This is a genomic window from Micrococcaceae bacterium Sec5.7 (assembly GCA_039636785.1).
Taxonomy (GTDB): Bacteria; Actinomycetota; Actinomycetes; order Actinomycetales; family Micrococcaceae; genus Arthrobacter.
The window spans coordinates 4,070,205-4,091,933 of record CP144169.1 but is presented as its reverse complement, the minus strand read 5'-3'; the positions used below and the strand labels follow the sequence as shown (position 1 = coordinate 4,091,933).

General features: G+C 65.7%; 18 protein-coding genes. 8 read left to right on the top strand and 10 right to left on the bottom strand.

The window, feature by feature from the left end; genetic code table 11:
* Positions 1 to 52 precede the first annotated feature (52 nt).
* From V3C33_19535 to V3C33_19525, 3 genes are all read left to right on the top strand, one after another.
* Positions 53 to 433, top strand: a complete 381-nt coding sequence (locus V3C33_19535; protein ID XAS67577.1) for a hypothetical protein — start codon at positions 53 to 55, stop codon at positions 431 to 433.
* A 170-nt stretch (positions 434 to 603) separates the two neighbouring features.
* Positions 604 to 1,101, top strand: coding sequence for a DUF6328 family protein (locus tag V3C33_19530; GenBank protein XAS67576.1), 498 nt, complete (start codon positions 604 to 606; stop codon positions 1,099 to 1,101).
* Positions 1,102 to 1,264: 163 nt separating this feature from the next.
* On the top strand, positions 1,265 to 1,429 hold the full coding sequence (locus tag V3C33_19525) for a DUF6766 family protein (GenBank protein ID XAS69804.1): 165 nt from the start codon (positions 1,265 to 1,267) through the stop codon (positions 1,427 to 1,429).
* Positions 1,430 to 1,473: 44 nt separating this feature from the next.
* Here V3C33_19525 and V3C33_19520 read toward each other — a convergent pair whose 3' ends face one another.
* Positions 1,474 to 2,598: a glycerate kinase gene (locus tag V3C33_19520; protein ID XAS67575.1), complete on the bottom strand. Its 1,125-nt coding sequence runs from the start codon at positions 2,596 to 2,598 to the stop codon at positions 1,474 to 1,476.
* Positions 2,599 to 2,740: 142 nt separating this feature from the next.
* Complete coding sequence (locus tag V3C33_19515) at positions 2,741 to 3,481, bottom strand: glycerophosphodiester phosphodiesterase (protein ID XAS69803.1); 741 nt, start codon at positions 3,479 to 3,481, stop codon at positions 2,741 to 2,743.
* Between the two features lie 168 nt (positions 3,482 to 3,649).
* Between V3C33_19515 and V3C33_19510 the strand changes: the two genes are divergently transcribed.
* Positions 3,650 to 4,096, top strand: a complete 447-nt coding sequence (locus tag V3C33_19510) for a hypothetical protein (GenBank protein ID XAS67574.1) — start codon at positions 3,650 to 3,652, stop codon at positions 4,094 to 4,096.
* Here the strand turns inward: V3C33_19510 and V3C33_19505 are convergent.
* The 4 genes from V3C33_19505 to V3C33_19490 form a co-directional block, all read right to left on the bottom strand.
* Positions 4,093 to 4,344 (bottom strand): hypothetical protein, encoded by a 252-nt coding sequence (locus V3C33_19505; GenBank protein XAS67573.1) that lies wholly within the window; start codon positions 4,342 to 4,344, stop codon positions 4,093 to 4,095. The two genes, V3C33_19510 and V3C33_19505, sit on opposite strands and share 4 nt — an antisense overlap.
* 109 nt (positions 4,345 to 4,453) lie before the next feature.
* Entirely contained in the window at positions 4,454 to 5,272 is an 819-nt protein-coding gene (locus tag V3C33_19500; protein ID XAS67572.1) for an HAD family hydrolase, read from the bottom strand.
* A gap of 172 nt (positions 5,273 to 5,444) precedes the next feature.
* On the bottom strand, positions 5,445 to 10,508 hold the full coding sequence (locus tag V3C33_19495) for a multicopper oxidase domain-containing protein (GenBank protein XAS67571.1): 5,064 nt from the start codon (positions 10,506 to 10,508) through the stop codon (positions 5,445 to 5,447).
* A 27-nt stretch (positions 10,509 to 10,535) separates the two neighbouring features.
* Entirely contained in the window at positions 10,536 to 11,153 is a 618-nt protein-coding gene (locus tag V3C33_19490; protein ID XAS67570.1) for a hypothetical protein, read from the bottom strand.
* Positions 11,154 to 11,211: 58 nt separating this feature from the next.
* Between V3C33_19490 and V3C33_19485 the strand changes: the two genes are divergently transcribed.
* Both V3C33_19485 and V3C33_19480 read left to right on the top strand, forming a co-directional pair.
* Positions 11,212 to 12,606, top strand: coding sequence for a copper resistance protein CopC (locus tag V3C33_19485; protein ID XAS67569.1), 1,395 nt, complete (start codon positions 11,212 to 11,214; stop codon positions 12,604 to 12,606).
* 225 nt (positions 12,607 to 12,831) lie between these two features.
* Positions 12,832 to 14,424: an FG-GAP-like repeat-containing protein gene (locus tag V3C33_19480; GenBank protein XAS67568.1), complete on the top strand. Its 1,593-nt coding sequence runs from the start codon at positions 12,832 to 12,834 to the stop codon at positions 14,422 to 14,424.
* Between the two features lie 71 nt (positions 14,425 to 14,495).
* On the opposite strand, the gene V3C33_19475 is transcribed toward V3C33_19480, so the two are convergent.
* Complete coding sequence (locus V3C33_19475) at positions 14,496 to 15,434, bottom strand: carbohydrate kinase (protein XAS67567.1); 939 nt, start codon at positions 15,432 to 15,434, stop codon at positions 14,496 to 14,498.
* A gap of 288 nt (positions 15,435 to 15,722) precedes the next feature.
* Here V3C33_19475 and V3C33_19470 point away from each other — a divergent pair, with 288 nt between their 5' ends.
* Complete coding sequence (locus V3C33_19470) at positions 15,723 to 16,754, top strand: EAL domain-containing protein (protein ID XAS67566.1); 1,032 nt, start codon at positions 15,723 to 15,725, stop codon at positions 16,752 to 16,754.
* A 10-nt stretch (positions 16,755 to 16,764) separates the two neighbouring features.
* Here the strand turns inward: V3C33_19470 and V3C33_19465 are convergent, their stop codons facing one another.
* Positions 16,765 to 17,559, bottom strand: coding sequence for an alpha/beta hydrolase (locus tag V3C33_19465; protein XAS69802.1), 795 nt, complete (start codon positions 17,557 to 17,559; stop codon positions 16,765 to 16,767).
* Between the two features lie 308 nt (positions 17,560 to 17,867).
* On the opposite strand from V3C33_19465, the gene V3C33_19460 reads away from it, so the two are divergent.
* Positions 17,868 to 18,974 carry a (p)ppGpp synthetase gene (locus V3C33_19460; protein ID XAS67565.1) on the top strand — a complete coding sequence of 369 codons (1,107 nt, stop codon included), beginning with the start codon at positions 17,868 to 17,870 and terminating at the stop codon, positions 18,972 to 18,974.
* Between the two features lie 129 nt (positions 18,975 to 19,103).
* On the opposite strand, the gene V3C33_19455 is transcribed toward V3C33_19460, so the two are convergent.
* Entirely contained in the window at positions 19,104 to 19,910 is an 807-nt protein-coding gene (locus V3C33_19455; GenBank protein ID XAS67564.1) for a hypothetical protein, read from the bottom strand.
* Positions 19,907 to 21,610, bottom strand: coding sequence for a multicopper oxidase domain-containing protein (locus V3C33_19450; protein ID XAS67563.1), 1,704 nt, complete (start codon positions 21,608 to 21,610; stop codon positions 19,907 to 19,909). Before V3C33_19450 ends, V3C33_19455 begins: the two co-directional genes overlap by 4 nt.
* Positions 21,611 to 21,729 lie beyond the last annotated feature (119 nt).

Here is a 21,729-nt window from a genome sequence, read left to right as displayed (position 1 = left end):
CACCGGCCCCGCCCGCCGGCTCGAATCCCGGGTCGGTGCTGTCAGTCTCGGCATGCAGCTGGTCGTCGGTGCCGCCGAATCGCCCGGCTCCGGGCTCGCCCGCGCTGTCCTGATCCTCGGCACTGAGGTGACCCAGGCTGGGTGTACCGGTCTGGTAGGTCTCGCCGTCGGGGCTGTCCTGGTTCAGGCCTGCAGCGTCGAAGCCCTCTTCTTCCCGCGGCTGGGCGAACTGCTTGGTGTCCGGTCCGCCGCTTTCCTGCTCCGCGGTGGGTGTGCCGTACCGCCGGTTTCCTCTTCAGGGGCCGTGTGCTGGTTGTCGCTCATGTTTCCTCCTGTTGTGACGGGATCAGTTGTGCGTGGATCGGGATGGATGAGCCCGGGGGCTGCCTGGCTGAGCCACTCACACTCCACCTGCTCAGTGCGGATTTCCTAAGGGCCCGGTGCGCATCGGGCTCTTCGAAACTAACCGAGACCGGCGTGGCACATCCACTGTTGGGACCAAATTAGTCAGTAAACTTATAAAGCGTTGAAGTTGCCTGTGCTTGCGCCTAGATTTGGAGCAACCGTGCGAGTCCCGAGGGCTGCGAGCAAGGAGGCGAGTGAATGTCAGATCCCGAGTATCAACCCGGCAGCGCAAGCGGAAGGAACGAGACACGGGAAGAGCAGCTCGACCGGAACTGGGGCGAGCTGCTTCAAGAGCTCAGGGTTCTCCAGACCGGCGTCCAGATTCTGGCCGGATTCCTGCTGACGTTGCCTTTCCAGCAGCGGTTCGAAACCCTCGATGACTTCCAGATCGGCCTGTATCTTGCCAACGTGGTGGCGGCCACCCTCACCACGGCATTTATCCTCCTGCCCGTCAGTGTCCACCGGCGCCTCTTCCGTCAACGCCTCAAGGAAACCCTGGTGTCCAGCGCGGACAGCATCACCAAAATAGCCCTGGGCGGCGTCGCCATCCTGAGCGTGGGCACCGCCGCGCTGGTCTTCGATGTCACCGCCGGGCGTGTTGCAGGACTCACTGCCGGCGGCGTGCTGCTTGCCGTTCTGCTGGTTCTGCTGGTCTACGTCCCGCTGCTTCTCAACAGGCGCGCGGCGGGCAAGTAGCAGGCGGGTTTCAGACCAACGCAGGAGGAATCATGGGCAAGTGGGCCAAGGAACACGGGCTGCTGCTGGCAAACATTGCATTGTTCGTGGTCTTTTACGGCGGGATGATCCTGACCGGCGCCAATAACTACAGCAGAGCCACGACCAGCCAACCGTCACGTTCCTGGGGTATCTGGCAACCAGCCGCTTCTGGTTCGAGTCCTTCCAGAACTGGCAGAGTGAATTCCTGGCCGTCGCCGTGCTGGTCGGCGCTTCCGTTTACCTCCGCGAAAAGGGCTCACCCGAGTCCAAGCCCGTGGCCGAGCCGCACTATGAGACGGGCGCGTAGCTCCCCGGTCGGCGAGTTTCCACAAAGGTTCCGCAGAGGACGGCTCAGGCGCCTTCCAGCACCTGGCTCGTGGCCCACGCGAGGTACTTGGCGGCATTCGCGACGGCGTCTTCCGGACTTGCGGCGATATCCAGCAGTTGGGCAGCGGCCACCACGCCGTGCCCGGCGAGCTCTTCCGGCGTCACCAGAATCCGGCCAGCCACCACGATCACCGGAATCCCTCGTTCGTGCGCCGCGTCCGCGAGCGCGATGGGTGCCTTGCCGGTGAGCGACTGCGAGTCCATGGACCCTTCGCCGGTGATCACCAGATCGGCGTCCGCGAGCTGTTCGGCCAGCCCCGTGAGCCCCGCCACCAGCGCGAAACCGCCTTCCAGCCGTGCCTGGGTGAACGCCAGGAACGACGCCGGGAACCCGCCTGCTGCCCCGGCTCCCGGTACGTTGACGTCCCGGCCGGTCGCCTCGCGGAGGACGGACGCCCAGTTGCGGAGACCGGCGTCGAGCATTTCAACGGCATCCTCGTCGGCGCCCTTCTGCGGGCCGAAAACGTGGGCGGCGCCCTCCGCGCCGAAGAGCGGATTCTGCACGTCCACGGCAATCCGGAACGTCGCCGCGGTGAGGCGCGGGTCCAGGCCGGACATATCCACCCGCGCCACATCTGCCAGCGACCCCCCGCCCAGCGGCACCACATTTCCCGCCGAGTCCAGGGGCTTGAGGCCCAGCGCACGCAGTGCGCCGCTGCCGCCGTCGGACATTGCCGAGCCGCCCAGCCCCAGCACAATCTCATTGGCGCCGGCGTCGAGGGCCGCTGCGATCAGCTGCCCGCAACCGTAACTGTGCGCGCGCAAGGCGTTGGCGGGCGTCGGCTCCATGTGTTCCAGACCGGAGGCCTGGGCCGTTTCGATCACGGCTGTCGCCCCGCCGAAAGCATCCTTGCGAATGGCCCACGCAGCTCCGATCGGCGCGAGAATCGGACCCACGACGGCGTTGAGCCGCTCCTCGTAGCCGGCCGACACCGCGGCCTCAAGGGTCCCTTCGCCACCGTCCGCCACAGGGAACTGGGTGGCTACGGCGTCCGGGTACACCCGAAGCGCGCCTTCGGCGATGGCGGACGCCGCTTCGGCGGCGGTGAGTGATCCCTTGAACTTGTCCGGGGCGATGAGAATACGCATGGGTCCATCCTGCCAGTAAGAGTTGGGAATGCGCTTGCCCGGCGTCAACATGACACTTGGTCCGGGAACATCAGTCCAGATATCGCCCTCCAAAGCGCGATTGAAAGCTGCAACTGGACAAAAACTCAAAGGGGGCCGGGAGTCAGCTCCACTCCCCGCGGTCCTGCAGCACTTTCTTCAGCAGGTCGGCGCGGTCCGTGAAAATGCCGTCCACGCCCAGATCCAGCAGCCGGTGCATTTCGGCTGGCTCATTGATGGTCCAGACGTGCACAAACAGGCCCAGGGCGTGCGCGCGCCGGACAAAGCCCGGCGTCACCACCCGGACAAGGCCGTAGCGGACGGGCACCTGCAAGGCGTCGACGTCGCGCAAAACGCTGCGGAGTACGCGTCCCAGCCACGCGACCGGCAGCAAGGGACCCAGCGCCACAAACAAGGCATTGGATACCATCCCCGCGGACGACGCCGTCCGGCGGCTGAGCAGTTTCAGCACCGCCCGGCGTCGGCGGTCTGAAAAGCTGGCCACCAGCACGCGGTCATGAACGCCGTGGCTTTCGATCGCGGCAGAAAGGCTGTGCACGGAGTCCCAGTCCTTGACGTCCAGGTTGAGGCGGGCCTCCGGGAAGGCAAGAACCAGCTCATCAAACAGGGGCACGGCCTCACGCCCGCCGATCCGCGCCTTCGCCACCTCGGCAGCCGTGAGTTCGGAGATCCGGCCACGCCCGTCAGTGACCCGGTCCAGGGTTTCGTCGTGGAAGAGCAGGAGCACGCCGTCGGAGGTGGTGTGGACGTCCGTTTCCAGGTAGCGGTAGCCAAGTCCGACGGCGGCGCGGAACGCGGCCATCGAGTTCTCCAGCCCGTCACGCGAGAAACCGCGGTGGGCCATCGCTACCGGGGGCACGGCCCCGGCACGTGAACCATCAGCACGTGAACCACCGGCCGGGCCGAAGTACGGTAGAGACTCAGTCACTTTTGAAGCGTACCAACCACGGGGCAAGGCCACGCCCGCAGACGGGAGCCAGGATGGCGGCACAGCCCCGGCACTTCAGCTCCGATGACATTACGGGGGCCGTCGGCCCGGCACGGCCACAGATGTTGCCGGGCGGACATCATCGTCTGCTGCACCACTGCCGGAGCGCCATTGTTCGACGGTTCACTGGTGGCGGACGGGGCCTGCGTGCTCGCCATCGGATCGCACGAAACGGACCGGCGTGAGCTGGATTCAGCCCTGATGGGCAGATCGGCGGTCTTTGTTGAATGCACGACGTCGGCACTCGCCGAAGCCGGCGACGTCACCATGGGAATCGCCGACGGCACCCTCAACGCAGAGCAGCTGACCCCCATCCGGGAAGTGCTCCTGGGGCGTGCTGCCCGCGCCGAGGACCGTCCGAACGTTTTCAAGGGCAATGGGATGTCCTGGCAGGATCTGGTGGTTGCCGCAGGGGTCCCGACCGGCAGCCGGAGCCTGCCCGCCGGTAGGCGCCTGCCTGGCCGGATCTAGTCCCAGGGCTGCGGGAGGATTTCCACGCCGTCGCTGCAGTGCAGCAGCGTGCGGCCGCGGCCGCCGTCGAGATCCACCCAGACGGCGGTGTGGTCCCAGGTGACGGCATCCACCAGTCCTGCTGTTTCGTACCCGGGCGTCAGGCGGACCCGGACGCGGTCGCCTTCCCGCAGGTTTTTCCAGTGGGCGTCCGGCTCTACCCGGCGCAGCGGCTGCTCGGCCTGACTTTCATTCGCATACCTGGCCATGACTCCCCCATCGTGCCGCCAACCGTTGTCTTGGTCTGAGCCTAGTCAGCCAAGATGAACGAGAGTTGGATGTCAGCTGGGAATCGGATGGCAAATACGGAACGCGGGCCTAGGGAAGTCTCAACCCGAGCGCGGCGAGCTTGGCCTCGAGAATCTGGGCCACGCCGTCGTCGTCAAAATGCGGAGCCTGCTGGCCGGCGGCACGGATGGCCTCCGGGTGGCCGCTGGCCATGGCGTAACCGTCGCCGGCCCAGCGGAGCATCTCGATGTCGTTGGGCATGTCGCCGAAGGCCACCACATCCGCGGCTTTGATCCCCAGCGACGTGGCGTATTCGGCCAGCGCCACGGCCTTGTTGACGCCCGGCAGGGACAGTTCCAGGAGCGCCACCGTGGGCGCCGAGTGTGTGGCGGCGGCAAGATGCGCGACGGCGGGAGTCACCTCTGCGAGGAACTGATCGGCCGTTCCCTCCCGGACCACTGCCAGAAACTTCACCACGGAATCCTCCGCTGTCAGCGTGTCAGTGAGCGGCGCCGGTGTGAATTCGGTCAGGAGCTCGCTGGACTCATTCTCGATGAAGCCCGGTTCCAGGTGGAATCCGGTGAGGGTTTCGGCGGCAAACAGGGCGGACGGCCGCAGGTTCTTGACGATCCTGCGGATTTCCAGCACGTCATCCATGCCGAGCGCCCTGGCGGAGACCAGGGTGTCCGCCTCGAGATCCCACACCACGGCGCCGTTGGAGCAGATCACGGTTCCGGTGTGGCCCAGCTGGTCCTGGAGCGGGTGCAGCCATCGCGGCGGCCGCCCGGTGACAAAAACAAGTTCGACGCCGGCCTCACGGCAGGCGTGGAAGGCGCGGATGGTGCGGTCACTGATTTTTCCGTCGTGCCCAAGAATTGTTCCGTCAATATCACTCGCTACCAGCCGCATCCTGCCAGTCTACGTGGGGCGCCTGGGGCGCCGCGCCGTCCGAAGTACGGTGTCCCGGCAGGCTCATCCGACGGGGCCGTGGCTCCACTGCGTCGGTATTTATTCCGGTGGTTTTGCCGCAGGATATTGTGGTTGACGGCGTGCCCCACCGGCCGCCGGCCCACTGACCGCGTCAAACGACGCGGCGCGGGAGTCCCCTTTCTCGAAGTCTCTGTTGGGCGTGGTGGGACCCGGGAGTTCCTATGGGCCGGCTTACCAGAGGCTGTCCGGGAAGCAGCCCTCCACCACAGGGCAGGACGGCCCGACTCTGCGGAGCACCAACGGGCCGCGAAGCCGGAGCCGGGGGTTGCCCACAGGTCACCATCAGCAACAGTCGTGCCGTTGGCGCCGAAATCCCGCTTGGCACACGTGCCGGGTTGACACCGCCGACAGCGAGGGCGGCCGGCAGCGTTGAGGTGCCGCCGCTGCCCGCTGTGAGTCCTTCCAGGCATTGGATGCCCTCCCCGGATACCGGGCAGGTGGCTGGCACGGGCAGAATCCGCTGGAGGCCCCACATGCCGGCCTGGGTAAATACCCGCCGCATGTCCCCGTAGAAGTAATCGCCTGGCGCATGTGCCGCTCCTCCGGCGCCCCCTGAGATATTGGCAGTGAGCATCTCCCACGGTCCGACGCCGCGGGTTTCGGCAGAATCGGCGTTTGCGATATTCGGATCCAGCGAGAAGGACACACCGCCCAGGTTAAAGGCGTGCATCTGTTCGCTCCCGGGTGCGACGAGGACGTGGACAACCATCGGATCGCCTGCGTAGGCGCTCAGAACGGGTGTGGTCGGATCACCGAATGCCGCTGAGCTAAAGGCATCTGAGCGTCTGTCATCGCGAGGAGACTGCTGATAGTTGACTCTCACGGAGCCCGCCTTGTCGACGCTGACGGGGTACGGCATGAAGCTGGCACCGATTTGTTTTTCGTCGTCAGCCAGTACCAGAGTGAAGTCACGGTAAGCGGGCTGGCCGCTGGGATGCACGTCGACGGAAGCACCGACGTCGGTTATCGCGCCTGTGGCCGGATTGGTGATCGTGGATCCGGCGGCCGCAACGGTGTAGGCACCGTAGAGTCCTTCCTTGTCCAGCCCTCCGCCCAGATCGGCAATGCTGCCGCCAGCCACCTTCGGGTTGTCGACGTAGTAGGTGTAAATGCGGGTGCGGCCGTTGGCGATACTGGTCTCGGGGTTCCAGCCCACATCAGCTCCGCTGGAGGCGGTGTCGGTGGCAATCCCGGCAAGGTGGAACGACACCCGGCTCTGCCCCGTTTGGTTAGTGACCGAGACCCTCACGCACTCGCCTTGCAGCAAGTGCAGCACCAATGGCTCCGGCTGGGCAGTGCCGGCGGTCACGGCCTTGGCCTGGCTGGTAGGCACGTAGGCGAACCGGACGGAGTTGTCCACGTTGCGGACCCTCACGGCGGTGAGACTGACGTTGTGGGGTTTGGCCGGCGATGGGCAGGGTGAGCCGGTGTTCACCGGTTCGGGTGGGGCGCCGCCTGTCTTAACCGGCAAGGCGGGTGCGTTCGGCGGGGTTGAGCCGGGGAGCGGTTGCAGGTAGTTCGCGTCGGTGGGATCGGCGGTGACGCGGCCCTTGAGTACCCGGATGATGCCCCAGGCGCCATCCGTGATCCGCCGGTCGATGCCGTTAAAGTACAGGTAGTCCCCTGGCAGGTGGTTCGTGCCTCCAGCCCCTCCCTTGAGGATCAGTGAATACTTCTCCGAGATCCCGTAGTGCAGAGTGTCCGTTGCGCTGCCCTCGGTGTTCCCGGCACTGTCCACGTAGCGGTTCTCATAGCCAAAGGTGTGGCCGTCCACGTGCAGCGTGTCCACCGTCGGCGCGACACTGATGGCCCGGATCACGAAGGGGTCACCGGCGTATGCCCTGGGCAAGGGGGTCAAGGGATCACCGTGCGCGAAGGAGCTGAACGCCAGCGACGGGGGTCCCACCCTGTCCGCCAGCGGGTTGGCCCGCAGATTGAGCATCGAGTCGTTTTCCTTCCCGATGCCTTTGTCCATGGTCCACAGCGCCATCTCGCGGAAGCTTCCGCGCACTCCGGCGGCGGCGGCTACAGGGTTGTTCGTGTGAACGTCGACGATCGTGCCCGAGTCAGCGAGCGCTCCGGTTCGCGGATCGTGATAGGTCGAGCCCTTGGGCTCGGTGATGAGCTGGCCGACCAGCCCGTGGGCCCAGGTGTGGATGCCGTCAACATGGTCGTGGAAGAAGATGTTGTCAAGGTTCACATCCGGGTACCAGCGGTACTGCACGAACTCGGTGCCGGCCCACTGCCCGATCGGGTGCTTCTGCTGAAGCGGTGCGGCCAGGGTCACCGTCCGCGCCGCCACATTGACGGCGGTGAGTACGCGAATCTCCGGACCACGACCGGACTGGCCGGCATTAGCGGTACCGGTAGCCGCAGGGCCCTCAGTGCCCAATCCCACGCCGATGCTCACACCGACCTGGAATTTAGCGACGTTGGACAGGTGCAGCACGGTGTCGCCGGCTGCGGCGGCGGCGGTCAGCTGCGGGTCCTCCACCTTGTAGGGACGGACGGCCTGCTCGTACGACATGCCCGAGATGACGCCATCCGAGGCCTGGGTGTCGAACTGCACATGGTGGATGTGAATATTGACCTGGGAGAAATGATCGGCGGCGTTTGCATCGGTCAGCTCGCTGGTCAGCGTGACCGCGTCGCACTCCCCGACGTTGGTCCGCAGCGCCAGAGGCTCGAAGGGCTTGGTACCTTCGAGCACGGCCTTCTTGTCGTGAGCCAGGACGAAGATCATGCCGGCCGGGTCGGTGATGGTGGGTGATACCTTCACCGGGTGTTCAACCGCGACCACGTTAAAGCGGCGCAGTATGGTCGGCGCTCCGTTAGCCTGTTTCGCCGGGCAGATTGCGTCGCTGCGGCCCGCGAACGGGTCCAGATGAGTGGGTGTCACGTTAGCGGCCGGGGCATCGCCCATCTCCCCCAGGTACGGCGCGCCGGAGTGTCCGTTCGGCGAGAACGGGGGGCGCATTCCCACGTGCGGCCTCATCATGGGGTACGCGGGGCGTCCGTTGTCGGGGTTGAACAGCAGAACCGGACGGTTGCCCACGAACGTATCGTCCGGCAGCGCCGTGGGGTGGCCTGGCTGGTTCGGATTGTTGTAGTAGTCCGCGTAGGCTCTTGTGTCCTCCGGTTCGCCCAGGTACTGGGTGGGCTTGGCGGGGTTGGTGGACCAGTTCCACACCGCACCGTCCATGGAGTTCCTACGGACGCCCGGCGGCGGCAGCTGGGGGCGGATCCAGCTGGCCAGGTTCCCGGCCGTCACAGTCTGGCCGTTGTAGGTCCTGCCGATGAGCCGGCTGGAGTCAACGGGGAACGACGGGGCCTTGCCTGCCGCGGCTCGGTCTGCCAGTGGTGCAAAATCGCTCTGCCTTGTGTCGTAGACCCGCCAGAAACTCCACATGCCCGAGACGTAGTGTTCCGCGATGTGGCAGTGGAACAGGAAGTCACCGGCACCCTGCTGGACGCCGCCGGCGCCGCCCTCGATCTCCAGGTTGTAGGATTCGCCGGGGCCGAACGCCTGCGAGTCCAGCCGTTCTGAGTCGGAGGCCTCCAGCGGATGCTTGTTTAAGCCGGTGTCGGCATAGTTGTACGTGGTGTCAGCCACCGGGTTGAACCGCCATCGGATTCCGCCGCCGTGCATGTGGAACACGTGGAACATTTCCGAGCCGGCGTGCAGGATCCTGAACTTGGTCGGGTCAGCCCGGTAGCCACGCGGCATGGGAGTCGAGGGATCGCCGAACGTGTACGAGGCGTAAGCGTGGGCCTCCTGCAGCGGGGCAACGTTCAACCGGTCGAAAAATCCCTCGGACCGGTAGTTGATGGCCCTCGTGTCGGGCCGGTAGGAGCTCGTATGCGGGTCGGTGAACGGGACGGGGACGCCGTTGGCCTGCAACACTGCATCCGTCTCGTCTTCATTACCTATCTCGTGGTACAGCTGGACGTTTTCCCGGAACTCGGGGGCACCGGCAGGCCGGATGATTGCCTCCCAACCCGATTCCAGCGGGGCCGAGTGCTCCTCGTCGACAGCGTTCGGGTCCAGGTACACCGACCCCGGGGGCTCCACGACCACCGACCCGAAGAGTCCGTGGTTTATTTGATCACGGAAGCCCGGTCCCGGATGCAGGTAGTGGGCGCCTTCTAGGGTTTTGTCATTTGGCACGTAGAACGTGTAGGTGCGGGAGGCGCCTTTGGCAACGCTGGAGGCGGCGTTGCGCCCGATGGCGTCCCCGGAGGACGCGGCGTCGAAGGCCAGTCCGTCGACGTGTACCCCGAAGTCGCCGCCGTCGGCATTGTTTGTGAACTTTATGCTCAGACAATCCCCTTCGTTGGCGCGGATGACAAGCGGCTGGATGGCATCGTCACGCAGACCGATGGACACTTTCTGGCTCGCCTCTTCGGCCCGCACCGCGGCCAGGCGGCTCGTGAGCACGTACATGCGGCCCTTGGGGTCATGGTCTCCAAAGCGGTTGATGGGTATGTTGACGTTGATCGACTGGACGTCGTAGGAGCGTTGGGGGGCCGCGCCGGGACACACCCCGGTAGCTGCGGTGACATGAGCGCTGGCTACCGCCGCAGCGGGAATCGCCGTCAGGAATGTTGTGCCCAGCCCGGTGGTGAGCGCCAGCCCCATGGCCAGGGCAGTGCGGGCCGAAGAGCTGATTCCGGCGCGCGGACGCGGCTGCCTCGAATCAAGAAGATGCCGCGCCGCAACCGCGAGCCCGGATACGGGCAGGAGGACCACCAGGAGGCTGAGTGCATCCCCCACCATCGTGGCCACCGGAAGCCCTGGAGGCTCTTGGTCGAACAGGACCAGGCGCAGCTGATTTCCCGCCGACATGGCCCCCGCCGCCACGGGCGCGCAAAGCAGTCCTCCCGCGATGGTGGAAAACGCGGATGTGGAAAAGGGTGTCTCGGCGTGGCGCAGAGCCCGAAGCGTCAGCGGAACGGCGAAAAGTACCAGCGGGAGGCTGAACGCGGTGACCGCGACGGCGGTCTCCAGCAGTGATGCCTGATCGTACGGGCCACCTCCACCGGCCATCTGGAGCCAGGCCAGCCAGCCCGCCCCTGCCGATCCCATGAGGACGGCCAGAACCAAATCACCGGCGAGCGGCCGCCGGAAACTCGATGCACTTCTGATAGCAGGCATTGGGGTCGCCTTCATTCGATGACGGTTCTAAGGGGAATGCGAGGACGGATGCATATGCCCCCCGGCGCCGGCCGGGGCCACATCTACTTCGAGGAGCGGAACATCGTCGGAGTTCCCCGGAGCCCGGAGGACGATCCGGGCACCGTCGCGCGGAACGACGAACGAGAGGAAGCCTTCGACGCGGGAATGCGGCCTCAGACGGCCTGGAGCAATGATGCCGCCTACCGGGGGGTATCCCTTCGGCGAACCGACTGCGAAGACACGGAGCACGCTGGCGTCGTAGGAGGCCGGCGAGTCGCCGGCGGCGACCACCACGTGGAGATTGATCAGAGCCTGATCATCGGTGACCAGGCTCTGAATTCCGTGTGACATCCCGGCCAGGTCCGTATCTGACAGCCCTTTGACTTGCTCCGCACGGGTGACGGAATAGGAGGCGCCGTTCACCGCAAGGGTGGACGGATCCGGTGGCCCGGCTATCGTCGCGGCCGCACGCCAGCCGCCAAGTGCGGTGGCGAAGCAGAGCGCGACAGTCAGCGCCCATGCCCACCGCTTGAAGGCAGCAGACGGTCCGGTCCGGTTCATGAGCACATAGTCCACCGGCAACCTTGTGAAGACCTTGGAGAAATGCTGTGGCGCAGCCCCCACATGCACTCCCCCCGCTCCCCGTCTTCCGACGCGCGGGGAGCACCCGTAGGATTCAGGAATGAAGCAGGGTTCCCGGGGTGCAGCCACGGCGGGTCGTTTGGTGCGGGGCATGCTTGCTGCCGCCGCCACAGCAATGCTTTTGATCCTGCCCGCGGGCAGCGCCGCCGCGCACGCCGAACTCCGGTCCAGCGACCCGGCACCCGGCGCGGTACTGGCCGCACAGCCTTCGGCTATCACCCTTACGTTCAGTGAGCCGGTCGAGGTGAACGACGACGTGATCGAGGTGTTCGATGACCGGTTCAACCGCGTCGACGTCGGACATCCGAGTTCCAGCGATCCCCAGCAAGCCGTTATCGAGTTCGGGCTGCGGTCCGGGCTTGCCGAGGGCACCTACACCGTCAATTGGAGCGCCGGCTCCGCCGACACCCATTTGGAGTCCGGCTCGTACCAGTTCTCTGTGGGCCATGCCAGCGTGGTGCGGGGAACGGCGCCCGAAAACGGCCGCAACGACCTCGCCGGGGTTCTGCTGGGGGTTCTGCGCTGGGCCGGATACGTGGGTCTGTTGCTGGGCCCAGGGGTACTGCTGGTCACGCTCGGGCAGTGGCCCGCCGGGCTGGCCGACCGGCGGGCCAGAGCTCTGACCATCACCGGCCTGTCCCTCCTGGCTCTCAGCACCGTTGGCACAATGGTGCTGCAGGGCATATGGGCCAGCGGAGAGCCGTTCAGCGCGCTGTGGTCCGCGCCCGACAAGCTGGACACGCACTCGCGCCGATTCGACCAGGTTTACGCCCTTCGCTCTTACTTGCTGCTCGGCTTCGCCGTGGCGCTCGTAGCCGCCCTGTCCCGGTCGGCCCACGCCCCTACGCGCCCACGGCGTGTTCTGCTCGGAGCCGCGACTGTGTCCACCGTGGCGCTCGTCGCCACCTGGCCCCTGGCAGGCCACTCTGCGTCCGGCGACGGTTCGGAAGTGGCGATGGCCGCAAATTTTGTGCACACCCTGGCCATGACGGTATGGCTGGGTGGCCTTGCCCTGATCCTGGTGGCACTGCGCCCGGCCGAACGGGCGCCGGACCTTGCGGCGGTGCTCCCCCGATTTTCCCGCGTGGCCCTGGCCTCCGTGGCCGCCCTCGTGGTCACCGGAGTGTTCATGGCCTGGCGGGAGGTGGGCACGGTCAACGCCCTCACCGGAAGCGCGTTCGGGGGGCTCTTGCTCGTCAAGCTGTCCGGAGTTGCCGCCCTTATTCCGGTGAGTAACCTGGCCCGCCGCTGGGTCAAACGCCACCTGCCGGCCGGTACCCCCGGGATGCCCGTTCCCCGTCCGGATCCGCCCGACCAGTCCCTGGCACCTACTCCCACGAAATCTCTGCTGACGGGGCTGATGGCCGAGGCCACGATCGCGTCCGGGGTGCTCGTGGTCACTGCCGCCCTCGTCGTGATCGCACCCCCCAGGTAGGTCCCCGCGGAAGCGTTCCCTACCGGATCCGTTCCGAGGCGATCCCGGCTTTTCATGCCTTGTCGCCCCGGCAGACAGGGGCGATTTTCTGGTAGCGGAAGTAAACTGGTGGTGGCAAGGGAGTCAAGCCATGGACGGTGAGGGTCTTCAACTCGCGTGGAATTCTCCTGCGGGTGATGTCAACGGTTGCGCAGTGGCCGCCGCAGGCGAGCCGGGGTGGTTTGCGTGATTACACGCTCGACCAGCCGGCTCCTGGTGGGACTGCTGGCTTCCCTCGCACTCATCCTCGGTCTAATGCCGGTCGCTGCCCCGTCCGCCCATGCTGCAACGATGTACGGGCATGACATCTCCTGGCCGCAGTGCCCGGCGTCCGTCGGTGGATTCGGCCTCCCGCTGCCGCCGGCCACATCGCAGTTCGTCATTGTCGGGCTCACGAAGGGGCTCCCCTTCACCGAGAACCCGTGTCTCGACAGCCAGGTGAAGTGGGCGAAGACGAATGGAAAGCGGGCTCACGCCTACGCGATGGCGGCCTTCCCCACCTCCCTGCAGCTCGCCACTTACCGCGCCCAGGGGCCGTGGACGTCCAGCACGCGCGCCGGGCAGCTGTCCAACGTGGGCTACGCCGAGGCACGGTTCGCTGCGGCCAGCCTGAAAAGGGTTGTCTTCGTGCCGTCCGTGGTATGGATCGACGTGGAGCCGCGGCCGGCCCAGCCCTGGCCAGCAAGTACGAAACTTCAGCAGCGCGAGAACCGCTACATCATTGAGGGCATGATGCGGGGCCTCCGTGACAGCGGCTTCGCCTACGGCTTGTACTCGTTCGACGCGGGATGGCAAAGCATCACCGGCTCGTGGCGGCTCTCCGGGGTGCCGGTCTGGGCCACGGCAGGCCAGCTCGACTATCCGGCTGAAGCCCTGGACCGCTGCCGGCAGGCCAGCTTTTCAGGGGGGCGCGTGTATCTCGCGCAGTGGTACGACGACGTGCGGGACTACGACCTCACCTGTGGCCCGTATGCCTTCACCCCGCTGCCAATTCCGGCGTCAACGCTGACAGGATCGACGGCGGACTTCAACGGGGACTGGGACAATGACGTCCTCGCGCGGGTGACGGCGACGGCGGAAATGCGGCTTTACGCCGGAACGGGTCGCGGCAGGATGCAGGCCGGCGTCCGCATTGGGACCGGCTGGGGTGTCTTCAACGCCCTGGAGACACCAGGGGACTTCAGCGGCGACGGCGCGCTCGACGTGCTGGCACGGGAGACGTCCACAGGTTACCTATGGCTCTACCGGGGCACAGGCACGGGCGGCTGGCTGCCGCGTATCCGCGTGGGCAGCGGATGGAACGCGTTCAATGCCATCGTCGGCCCGGGCGACTTCAACGGGGACCAGCGGGTGGACATCCTGGCACGGGAGGCGTCCACGGGCTTCCTGTGGCTTTATCCCGGGAACGGCGCGGGCGGCTGGCTGCCCCGGATCCGCGTCGGCACCGGATGGAGTGCCTTCAATACGCTCGTTGGCCCGGGTGACTTCAACGGCGACGGAGCCGTTGACATCCTGGCCCGGGAGACGTCCACGGGCTTCCTGTGGCTCTACCGCGGCACAGGCACCGGTGGCTGGCTGCCCCGGATCCGCGTCGGCAGCGGATGGAACGCCTTTGACGCGATCATCGCACCAGGCGACTTCAACGGCGACCGAACTGCCGATGTCCTGGCACGCACCGGCCAAGGCGCCCTGTGGCTTTATCCAGGCAGCGGGACGGGCACTTGGGTGACGCGCGTGCAGGTAGGGATCGGATGGCAAGGGCTCAGTCCGATCTTCTGACTCATTCCGGCGATCGGGCCCGTCGAGATCCAGGTTTCGACAGGATCAACCACCGGACTCGCCCGATCAGCTCAATCGCCGGTAAGGGCGTTCAGTTCTGCGCGCGTCGGAGGGTTGGCGCCGGCACGGGACACGGTGATGGCGGCCGCGCGGGCGGCGTGGGCCAACAGCTCGGCGAGCCCCTCGGCCGGGAGCGCGCGGAGGTCATGGCGGTTCTGCGCACCGTCCAGCCCCCGGTCCACCACCCCGGACAACAGTGCTGCCATGAATGAATCCCCGGCGCCAACGGTGTCCGCCACCTCGACGTTGGGTGCAGCAACTTCGGCTTCGCCGGCGGCGGTGATACCCCAGGGGCCGGCCGCTCCGCGGGTGACCACCACCATCGCGGGGCCCTCCGAGCTGCCCAGGGATAGCCAGCGGCGTGCGGATTCCAGCACATCAACGCCCGGGTAGAGCCATTCGAGGTCCTCATCGGAGGCTTTGACCACGTCTGCCAGCGTTACGAACTTTTCGGTCTGCCGGCGCGCGTAGTCCACGTCCGCGATGATGCTGGGCCGGCAGTTCGGATCGAAGCTGATGGTGGCCGACGGGTGGGCATGTTCCACGGCGGCCAGGACGTCAGCCGCGCCCGGCTCCAGCATCGTGGCAATGGATCCCGTGTGAAGCAAAGTGGTGCCCTGCAGCATGAACGGCAGCCTGTCCGCGAGGCCGGGAAGCTCCCAGGAGAGATCAAACGCGTAAGTGGCGGCGCCGTCGTCGTCAATCAGTGCGATGGCCACGCTGGTAGGCAGTGCGTCCGGGCCCTGCGGAAGCATCACGGAACTGGCTTTCAGGTGGGCAGCGACGGAGTCGCCGTAGGCATCGCGTCCGTAGCGGCCGATGAACTGGACAGCGTGGTCCAGGCGGGCCAGCCCCACCGCGACATTGAGCGGGCTGCCGCCCACGTGGGCTTCGATTCCGGAGGTGCGCTGGACCACGTCGACAAGGCCCTCGCCAATAACTGTGAGCATGGTCATACTCTGCCAGAGAAGGTGATCCGTGTCCTTTTGTTGTGGGGCAGGGGGATTAAACGTCGCCCCGGACCGCAATTTGCCCTAACCCGGGATACGATGTAGTTGCGATGCCCGGCATTCGCGGATTAGGATGGTTGGCTCGCTGACGGATTCCGGGCTCAGCCGGATCCCGCGGGGGAATGAGGGGATGACGCCTGTGTCAGTGGATGAGTTGGTTCTTCCGGCATCGACCCGACATACCGGGAGGCCAAAAACTTCTTACCCCGCCACCGGGGGACGCCGGCGATGAACATCCGCACGCAGGCATGGGGTATCGTTGCGTCGGTCTTGGCGGACACTGCTCCTGAAGGGGCGGCGGTCAGGCAGCGGCTATGCGAACATCTGGAGGCGACCCCTGGGGCTCCCGAACGGGCGCTGCTTGAACACCTGCTGGAAACCCAGCGCCAGGTCAGCCAGCCCGGCGCCGCCGGTGAGTTTCCGGGGATGGATGAGGATCCGATCTTTTTTGCACCTCCAACGGCGGAGGATCTGGACTCGCCGCAAAGCCGGTCAAGGATCAGCGCGCTGTTAAGCGACCGGATGCTGCTGACGGCGTTCCAGCCCATTCACGGACTGGCAGAGGGACGGATCATCGGCGTCGAGGCGCTCTCCCGGTTTGTCAGCGACGACGGCGCAAGTGCGGATTTCTGGTTCGCCGAGGCCGCCTCCGTGGGTCTCGGGGCCGATCTGGAATTCTCCGCCCTTGGCTCTGCCCTCCTCGCCGCGGAACAACTGCCCCCTCACCTGTATGTGGCCCTGAATCTTTCTCCGGCGTCCTGCATCAATCCCCGTCTGACCGCGCTCATCCACCGATCGCCGCTGGCGGTCAACCGGATTGTGCTCGAACTTACGGAAACCATCAGGGACGAGGAGTATGCCTTGTTCCTTGAAGCCATAAAACCGCTGCGTGAGCAAGGGCTTCGCGTTGCCGTTGACGATGCGGACTCCGGCTTCAGCTCAATGAGCCGAATCCTGAACCTCAAGCCGGACTTCATCAAACTCGACCGAAGCGTCATCGACGGCGTCGACACAGATCCCGGCCAGCATGCGCTCGTTGCCTCCATGGTCGAGTTCACCGCGCAGATCGGCTCGGTCCTGGTTGCAGAAGGAATCGAGACGTCGGCCGAACTTGCCGCACTCACCAACCTCGGCATAACGGCAGGACAGGGCTACTTCCTCGGCCGCCCCTCAATCCGGCCCGAGGAATGGGCTGGTTGGGACACCGCAGCCGAGGCGGTTGCCTCAACTGGCAGTTCACATCCTGCCAAGGATTTTTGAGCGGGCAGTTTCAGCCCAGCAGCTCCTGCACCAGCTCGCGGCACTTCCGGTAGGACAGGGCCTTGGGGTCAATCACCGAAAAGTGGTCGCCGGGGACTTTCAGCAGCTGCACAGGTGCGCCCGCAGTCCGGGCCGCCGCGGCATAGGTCTCGGACTGGCTCAGGGGAACGGTGTCATCCTCCAGTCCGTGGACGGCATAGACCGGGACAGCCAGCGGAATCGCGATCATCGGATCCGCATATTGGTGGCGTTTCGGGTACTTGCCGGACGAGCCTCCCAGGAGGTTGCTCACGGCACCGTTGCTCAGATCCAGCCTTTCCGCCTGCGCCAGGTTCAGCAGCCCGGACTGGCTCACCACGCCGGTAAGGTGCACAGCACCGGCGTCGTCCCCGCGCTGGATCTGGCGGTCAGCGTCCGGTGCGCCGAGACGCCCCAGCTTGGCGCGGCCTGCCGCCCAGACGGCCAGGTGCCCGCCGGCGGAGTGTCCCAGCGCCACCACTTTGCACAGGTTCAGGGAATGTTCGCCCGCGATCTCGCTGAGTTTGTCGATTCCGGCCAGGATGTCCTCGAAAGTGTGCGGCCAGCCGCCACCGTTTCCGGCGCGGCGGTATTCAAGGTTCCACGCCGCCATACCGTGTGCAGCCAGATCCTTGGCCAGCGGCTCCCCCAGCTCCGCCCCATACTGCGAGCGCCAGTAACCGCCGTGGATCACCACCGCGACTCCCCGGGTCTCTGCAGAATCAGGCAGGAAGAGCTCGCCCCACTGGCTGGGATCGTCACCGTACTGGTACTTGTGCCGCTTCACTGCGTCCTTCCTGGAACCTGCCGAACAGGAGGCGCCCAGCGCCCCCGGTGTCACCGCTGCTGCGGCGCTGATCAGTCCATGGGAAATGAACGCCCGACGACGAACATCAGCCATGTGCCGAGCCTACAGTGACGCGCGTCCCGGCGGCCGCAGCCTCGGCGGTTACAGGCGTGCCCCGGGGCCGCCGTGGGCGCACTGCCGCAGAACTCCATCAGATACGCAGCTCACGGACGTCTTCGCCACGGAAATGCACATTCCTGATGGAGTTCTGCGCTGTTCTTGTCCCACCCCCAAGGTAGTTTGGAACCATGGCTAGCAACTGGGACCGTCTGGACATCAGCCTGCGCGATTCCGTGCAGGAAAACGTTGAACTCTACGAACGCGTCCGGCCTGCCCTGAAGCGGGTCACGCGGGACGTACTGCTGACGCTCCGCGGCATGCTCAAGGACACCGAGGTGACCCCCCTGTTCGTCACCGGGCGCACCAAGACCGTGGAGTCCTTCCGTGAGAAGATCTCCCGGACCGAGGAGCCACTGGAGCCGGGAGGCCCGCCGGTGCTGAAGTTCCCGGACCCCTTCCGCACCCTCAATGACATGGTGGGCATCCGCGTTATCACCAAGCTGCCCACCGAGAACGCCATGGTGGCCAACCTGATCAAACGCCAGCGCCAGCTGTTCGACTGCCGCGGTGACCGTGAAAAGGACATCGGCTCCATCGAGTCCGGAACGTACGGCTATTCCAGCCGCCACCTGATCCTGCGCACCATCCAGAATGAGGCCGTGAAGGAGTACCAGCTCGCCTTCAACCCGGACTCCCAGCCCAACGGCAGCTACTTCTTCGAATGCCAGATCCGCACCGTCTTTGCGCATGCCTGGAGCGAGATCGAGCACGATATCCGGTTCAAGGCCGAGGACCCACGCGCCTGGACTCCGCACTTCGACCGCCAGTTCACCGCTACGGCGGCCATGCTGGAAACTGTGGAGAGTGCCTTCGCGGACCTGCACGAACGCTATGAGGAAGTCCGCAGCTACTGGGACATCGACGGCGAGGGTGCGGCCCAGCTCACCCCCAACCGCATCCGCGATGTCTGGCGCACACTCCTGCCGCACGTGGACCGCAAAGTGGATGACGACTGGGGCTGGGCCGCTGAACTTATGGCGGCGCACGGCCTCAACCAGACAGTCCAGCTGGCCGGCCTGCTCAGCGCCAACCGGATCACGGAGGTCCGCAAGGCCCTGGACCACCGGTACTCCCCCGGTCCGGACCGCCTGCTGGATGACCTCCTGCTGTGGCAGTACGGCACCAAACACATTGACCTCACCGCAGAGGCACCCGACGCCGTTCCGCACCCGCGGCGCGACAGTCTCCAGCGGCGGCTGAAACAGATCGAGCACTACCGCCAGACCAAGAAATAGGCAAGCATGAAGCCCGAACAGCTCCGGTCCGTCCGGGCAACTCCCCGCTCGCGTGGCCAACATTGTCACGGTCCAGGGTTCCGGTGCACGCGGCCGCGGCCCGGAACTCAGCCCGGATCGACCGGCCGGCTAGCCGCCGGCGTGGGTGTGGTCTGTTCCTTCATCCAGCAGTTCAGGATCCCACGGTGGCTCCTTGGCCATGTCCACGCCCGCTCCATCGCCGGAACGGGGCGACACGGCAACCCCGGATGCCGCAATATGCGCCTGGCGGGCGATGCCGCTGCGGACAGTTTCCACCAGTTCATCGCCCAGCAACGGTCCTGTGTAGCTGATGTCGAGCTCGCCGGCCTTGACTGCGGTGTCATAGTTTCCGAGCGTGTCCGTAAGAATGCCCTCCCTATCGATGGCTGCCGACAGCGCGGTGGGATTTGAAGCGCTGAGACTGAAACGGAGATCGTGCACCAGGACCGGGATGACATGAAAGTGCTCAACGCCCAGGTTGTCAGCGCCGTCGCCGGAGGCCTGGTCAACCAGCCCGCGGGCATCTTCCAGGGTTGCCGACGCCGGAAGCACCACCATGAGCTCGGGGACGATGTGCTGGAGCAGTGCCGGCTCCAGGACACCAGGGGCGATGGCGGAAAGCGGGGTGGCCCGTGAAGCCGCAGCAGCGTCCAGCTTCTTTCTGATGGCCCCAAGGTCGGCGTTCTCGCCGGGATGGACAGCGATCACCACCCGGCGCCGGACCATCAGGCCGTCGTGCGTGACCGTGGGCCTGCCGTTGCCCAGGTCCTGCCCCACCTCCGCCGACACCCCAATGTTCGCAGCTGCGCTGCTCGGCGGAGGGGAGGGGGCGGCCTGGGTTCCGGCGGTGCAGCCGCCCAACGCGAGCGACAGCAGCACCGCCGGAGCCATCATGTAGAGGCGGTTCATTGTCATGTTCCCGCCGGGTAGGCGGGCCGGTACTTCGAAGCGAACGAACCGAGGGGCATCGTGTCAACGATCGGACGATCAGAACTGACGGGGTCGTTGTTCCGCAGGTCGCCGACGGAGAACTGCACCATCATGTCGTGGTCCTCGTGCACGAGGTTGTGGCAGTGGACCATGTACCGGCCCCCCTCATGTTTCCCGGTATCGAACTGCATGAGCACCGTGACCGATTCGTTCTCGCCGATATAGAACACGTCCTTCGGACCGCCCTCCCAGGCGAACGGCTTGCCGCCGTTGGTGTTGCGGGAAATGATCTTGCCGTCGATGAGGTGGATGTGCACAGGATGGAACCAGCCGCCGGACTCGTTGGTGATGGTCCACTGTTCAACGTCATTGCGCTGCGGGTTCGCGAAGCACTTGGTGAAGCCCGAGTTTTCCACGTCCGCCCAGGTGTCACCGTTGATGGTCCACTCGCCTGATTGCCGCATCACACGCAGGACCCGCTTTACCTTGGCCATTTCCGGAGTCAGGCTCATGGTGTCCAGCCCGCCGGTGGCCTTCGAGGGTGACTCACCGACGTCGAGCATCGAGGGAATGGCGCTGATCGATCCCGCGGAGGAGCCGGAATCGGCCACCACCTGGAACTTCATGATCTTGCTGGTGTTGGCGAAGTTGACGTTGTTCTTGTTGCTCAGGTTCCGCAGTTCCACGGTTTGTCCGGGCTTGTACTTACGGAAATCAATGAGGACTTCATAGCGCTCCGCAGTCCCCTGGCGCCAGGAGGACACCGCCTGGACTTTGGGGGTCATGCCTGCATCGGTTCCGACGACGTAGATCGGGTCCCCGTTGGAGAGGGCAGGGCGGTAGGAGCGTGTGATCGACCCGGCCAGGACCCGGAAACGGTAGATCCGCGGCTTGACCTTCATGGTGGGCCACGGCACGCCGTTGACCATGATGATGTCGCCCCACAGGCCGGAGTGGCCGTTGTCGTTGTAGCCCAGGGAACCGTCCGCGTTGAGCATGGTGTCCGAGATGAGCAACGGCACGTCAAACTCGCCCTGAGGCAGCTGCGCCCGCTCGTATTCATCCGAGAGCGTGTAGATGGCGGCAAGCCCCGAGTACACGCCCTGGGCCGTGACCAGGTGATTGTGGTCGTGGTACCAGAGAGTCCGCGCCGCCTGCCAGTTCGGATAGTGGTAATTCTTGACCTTGCCGGGAGCCGTGAAGTCGTTCGCATACCCGTCGTACTGGGGCAGCGACGCCGAGCCGTGGAGATGGGTGACCGTGTTGAAGGCCCCGGGATGGAGCAATCCCTTGGCCGGAAGGGCGTTGCGGATCCGCACCTCGGACCGGGTGCCCTGCACGTTGCGGATGGTGGGCCCAGGGAAGATGCCGTTGTACCCGGCCAGTGTGGTGGACAGCCCAGGTGCAATCCGACCCTGTCCCAGCTTCTGGGTCAGGGAATATTTGGCGTAAGGCCGGCTCGGGTCGCCTTCATCGAAGCCAGTCTCATAAGGGATCAGCTCCGGAGGCCGGCGGAACGTCCTTGCGTAGGGAATCGGCGTGTTGATCGGCGCAAGCTTGCTGGGCGTGATGAGAGGTGTAGTCGAAACCGGATCGTCGGCACCCTTCAGCCCGGCATGTCCTCCGGTGAGGGCGATGGCACCTCCCACCATGCTCAGCCTCAATACTTCCCTCCGTGATGACATGGCAACTCCTATTTCCTAGGGCACTGATCTTGATGAGACGGCGGGCCGGCGGTTCCGCAGAAGCTTCCTGCACAACAGCCGCTATGAGGGGCGGAACAACGCCATCGTGCCCCGTGCAA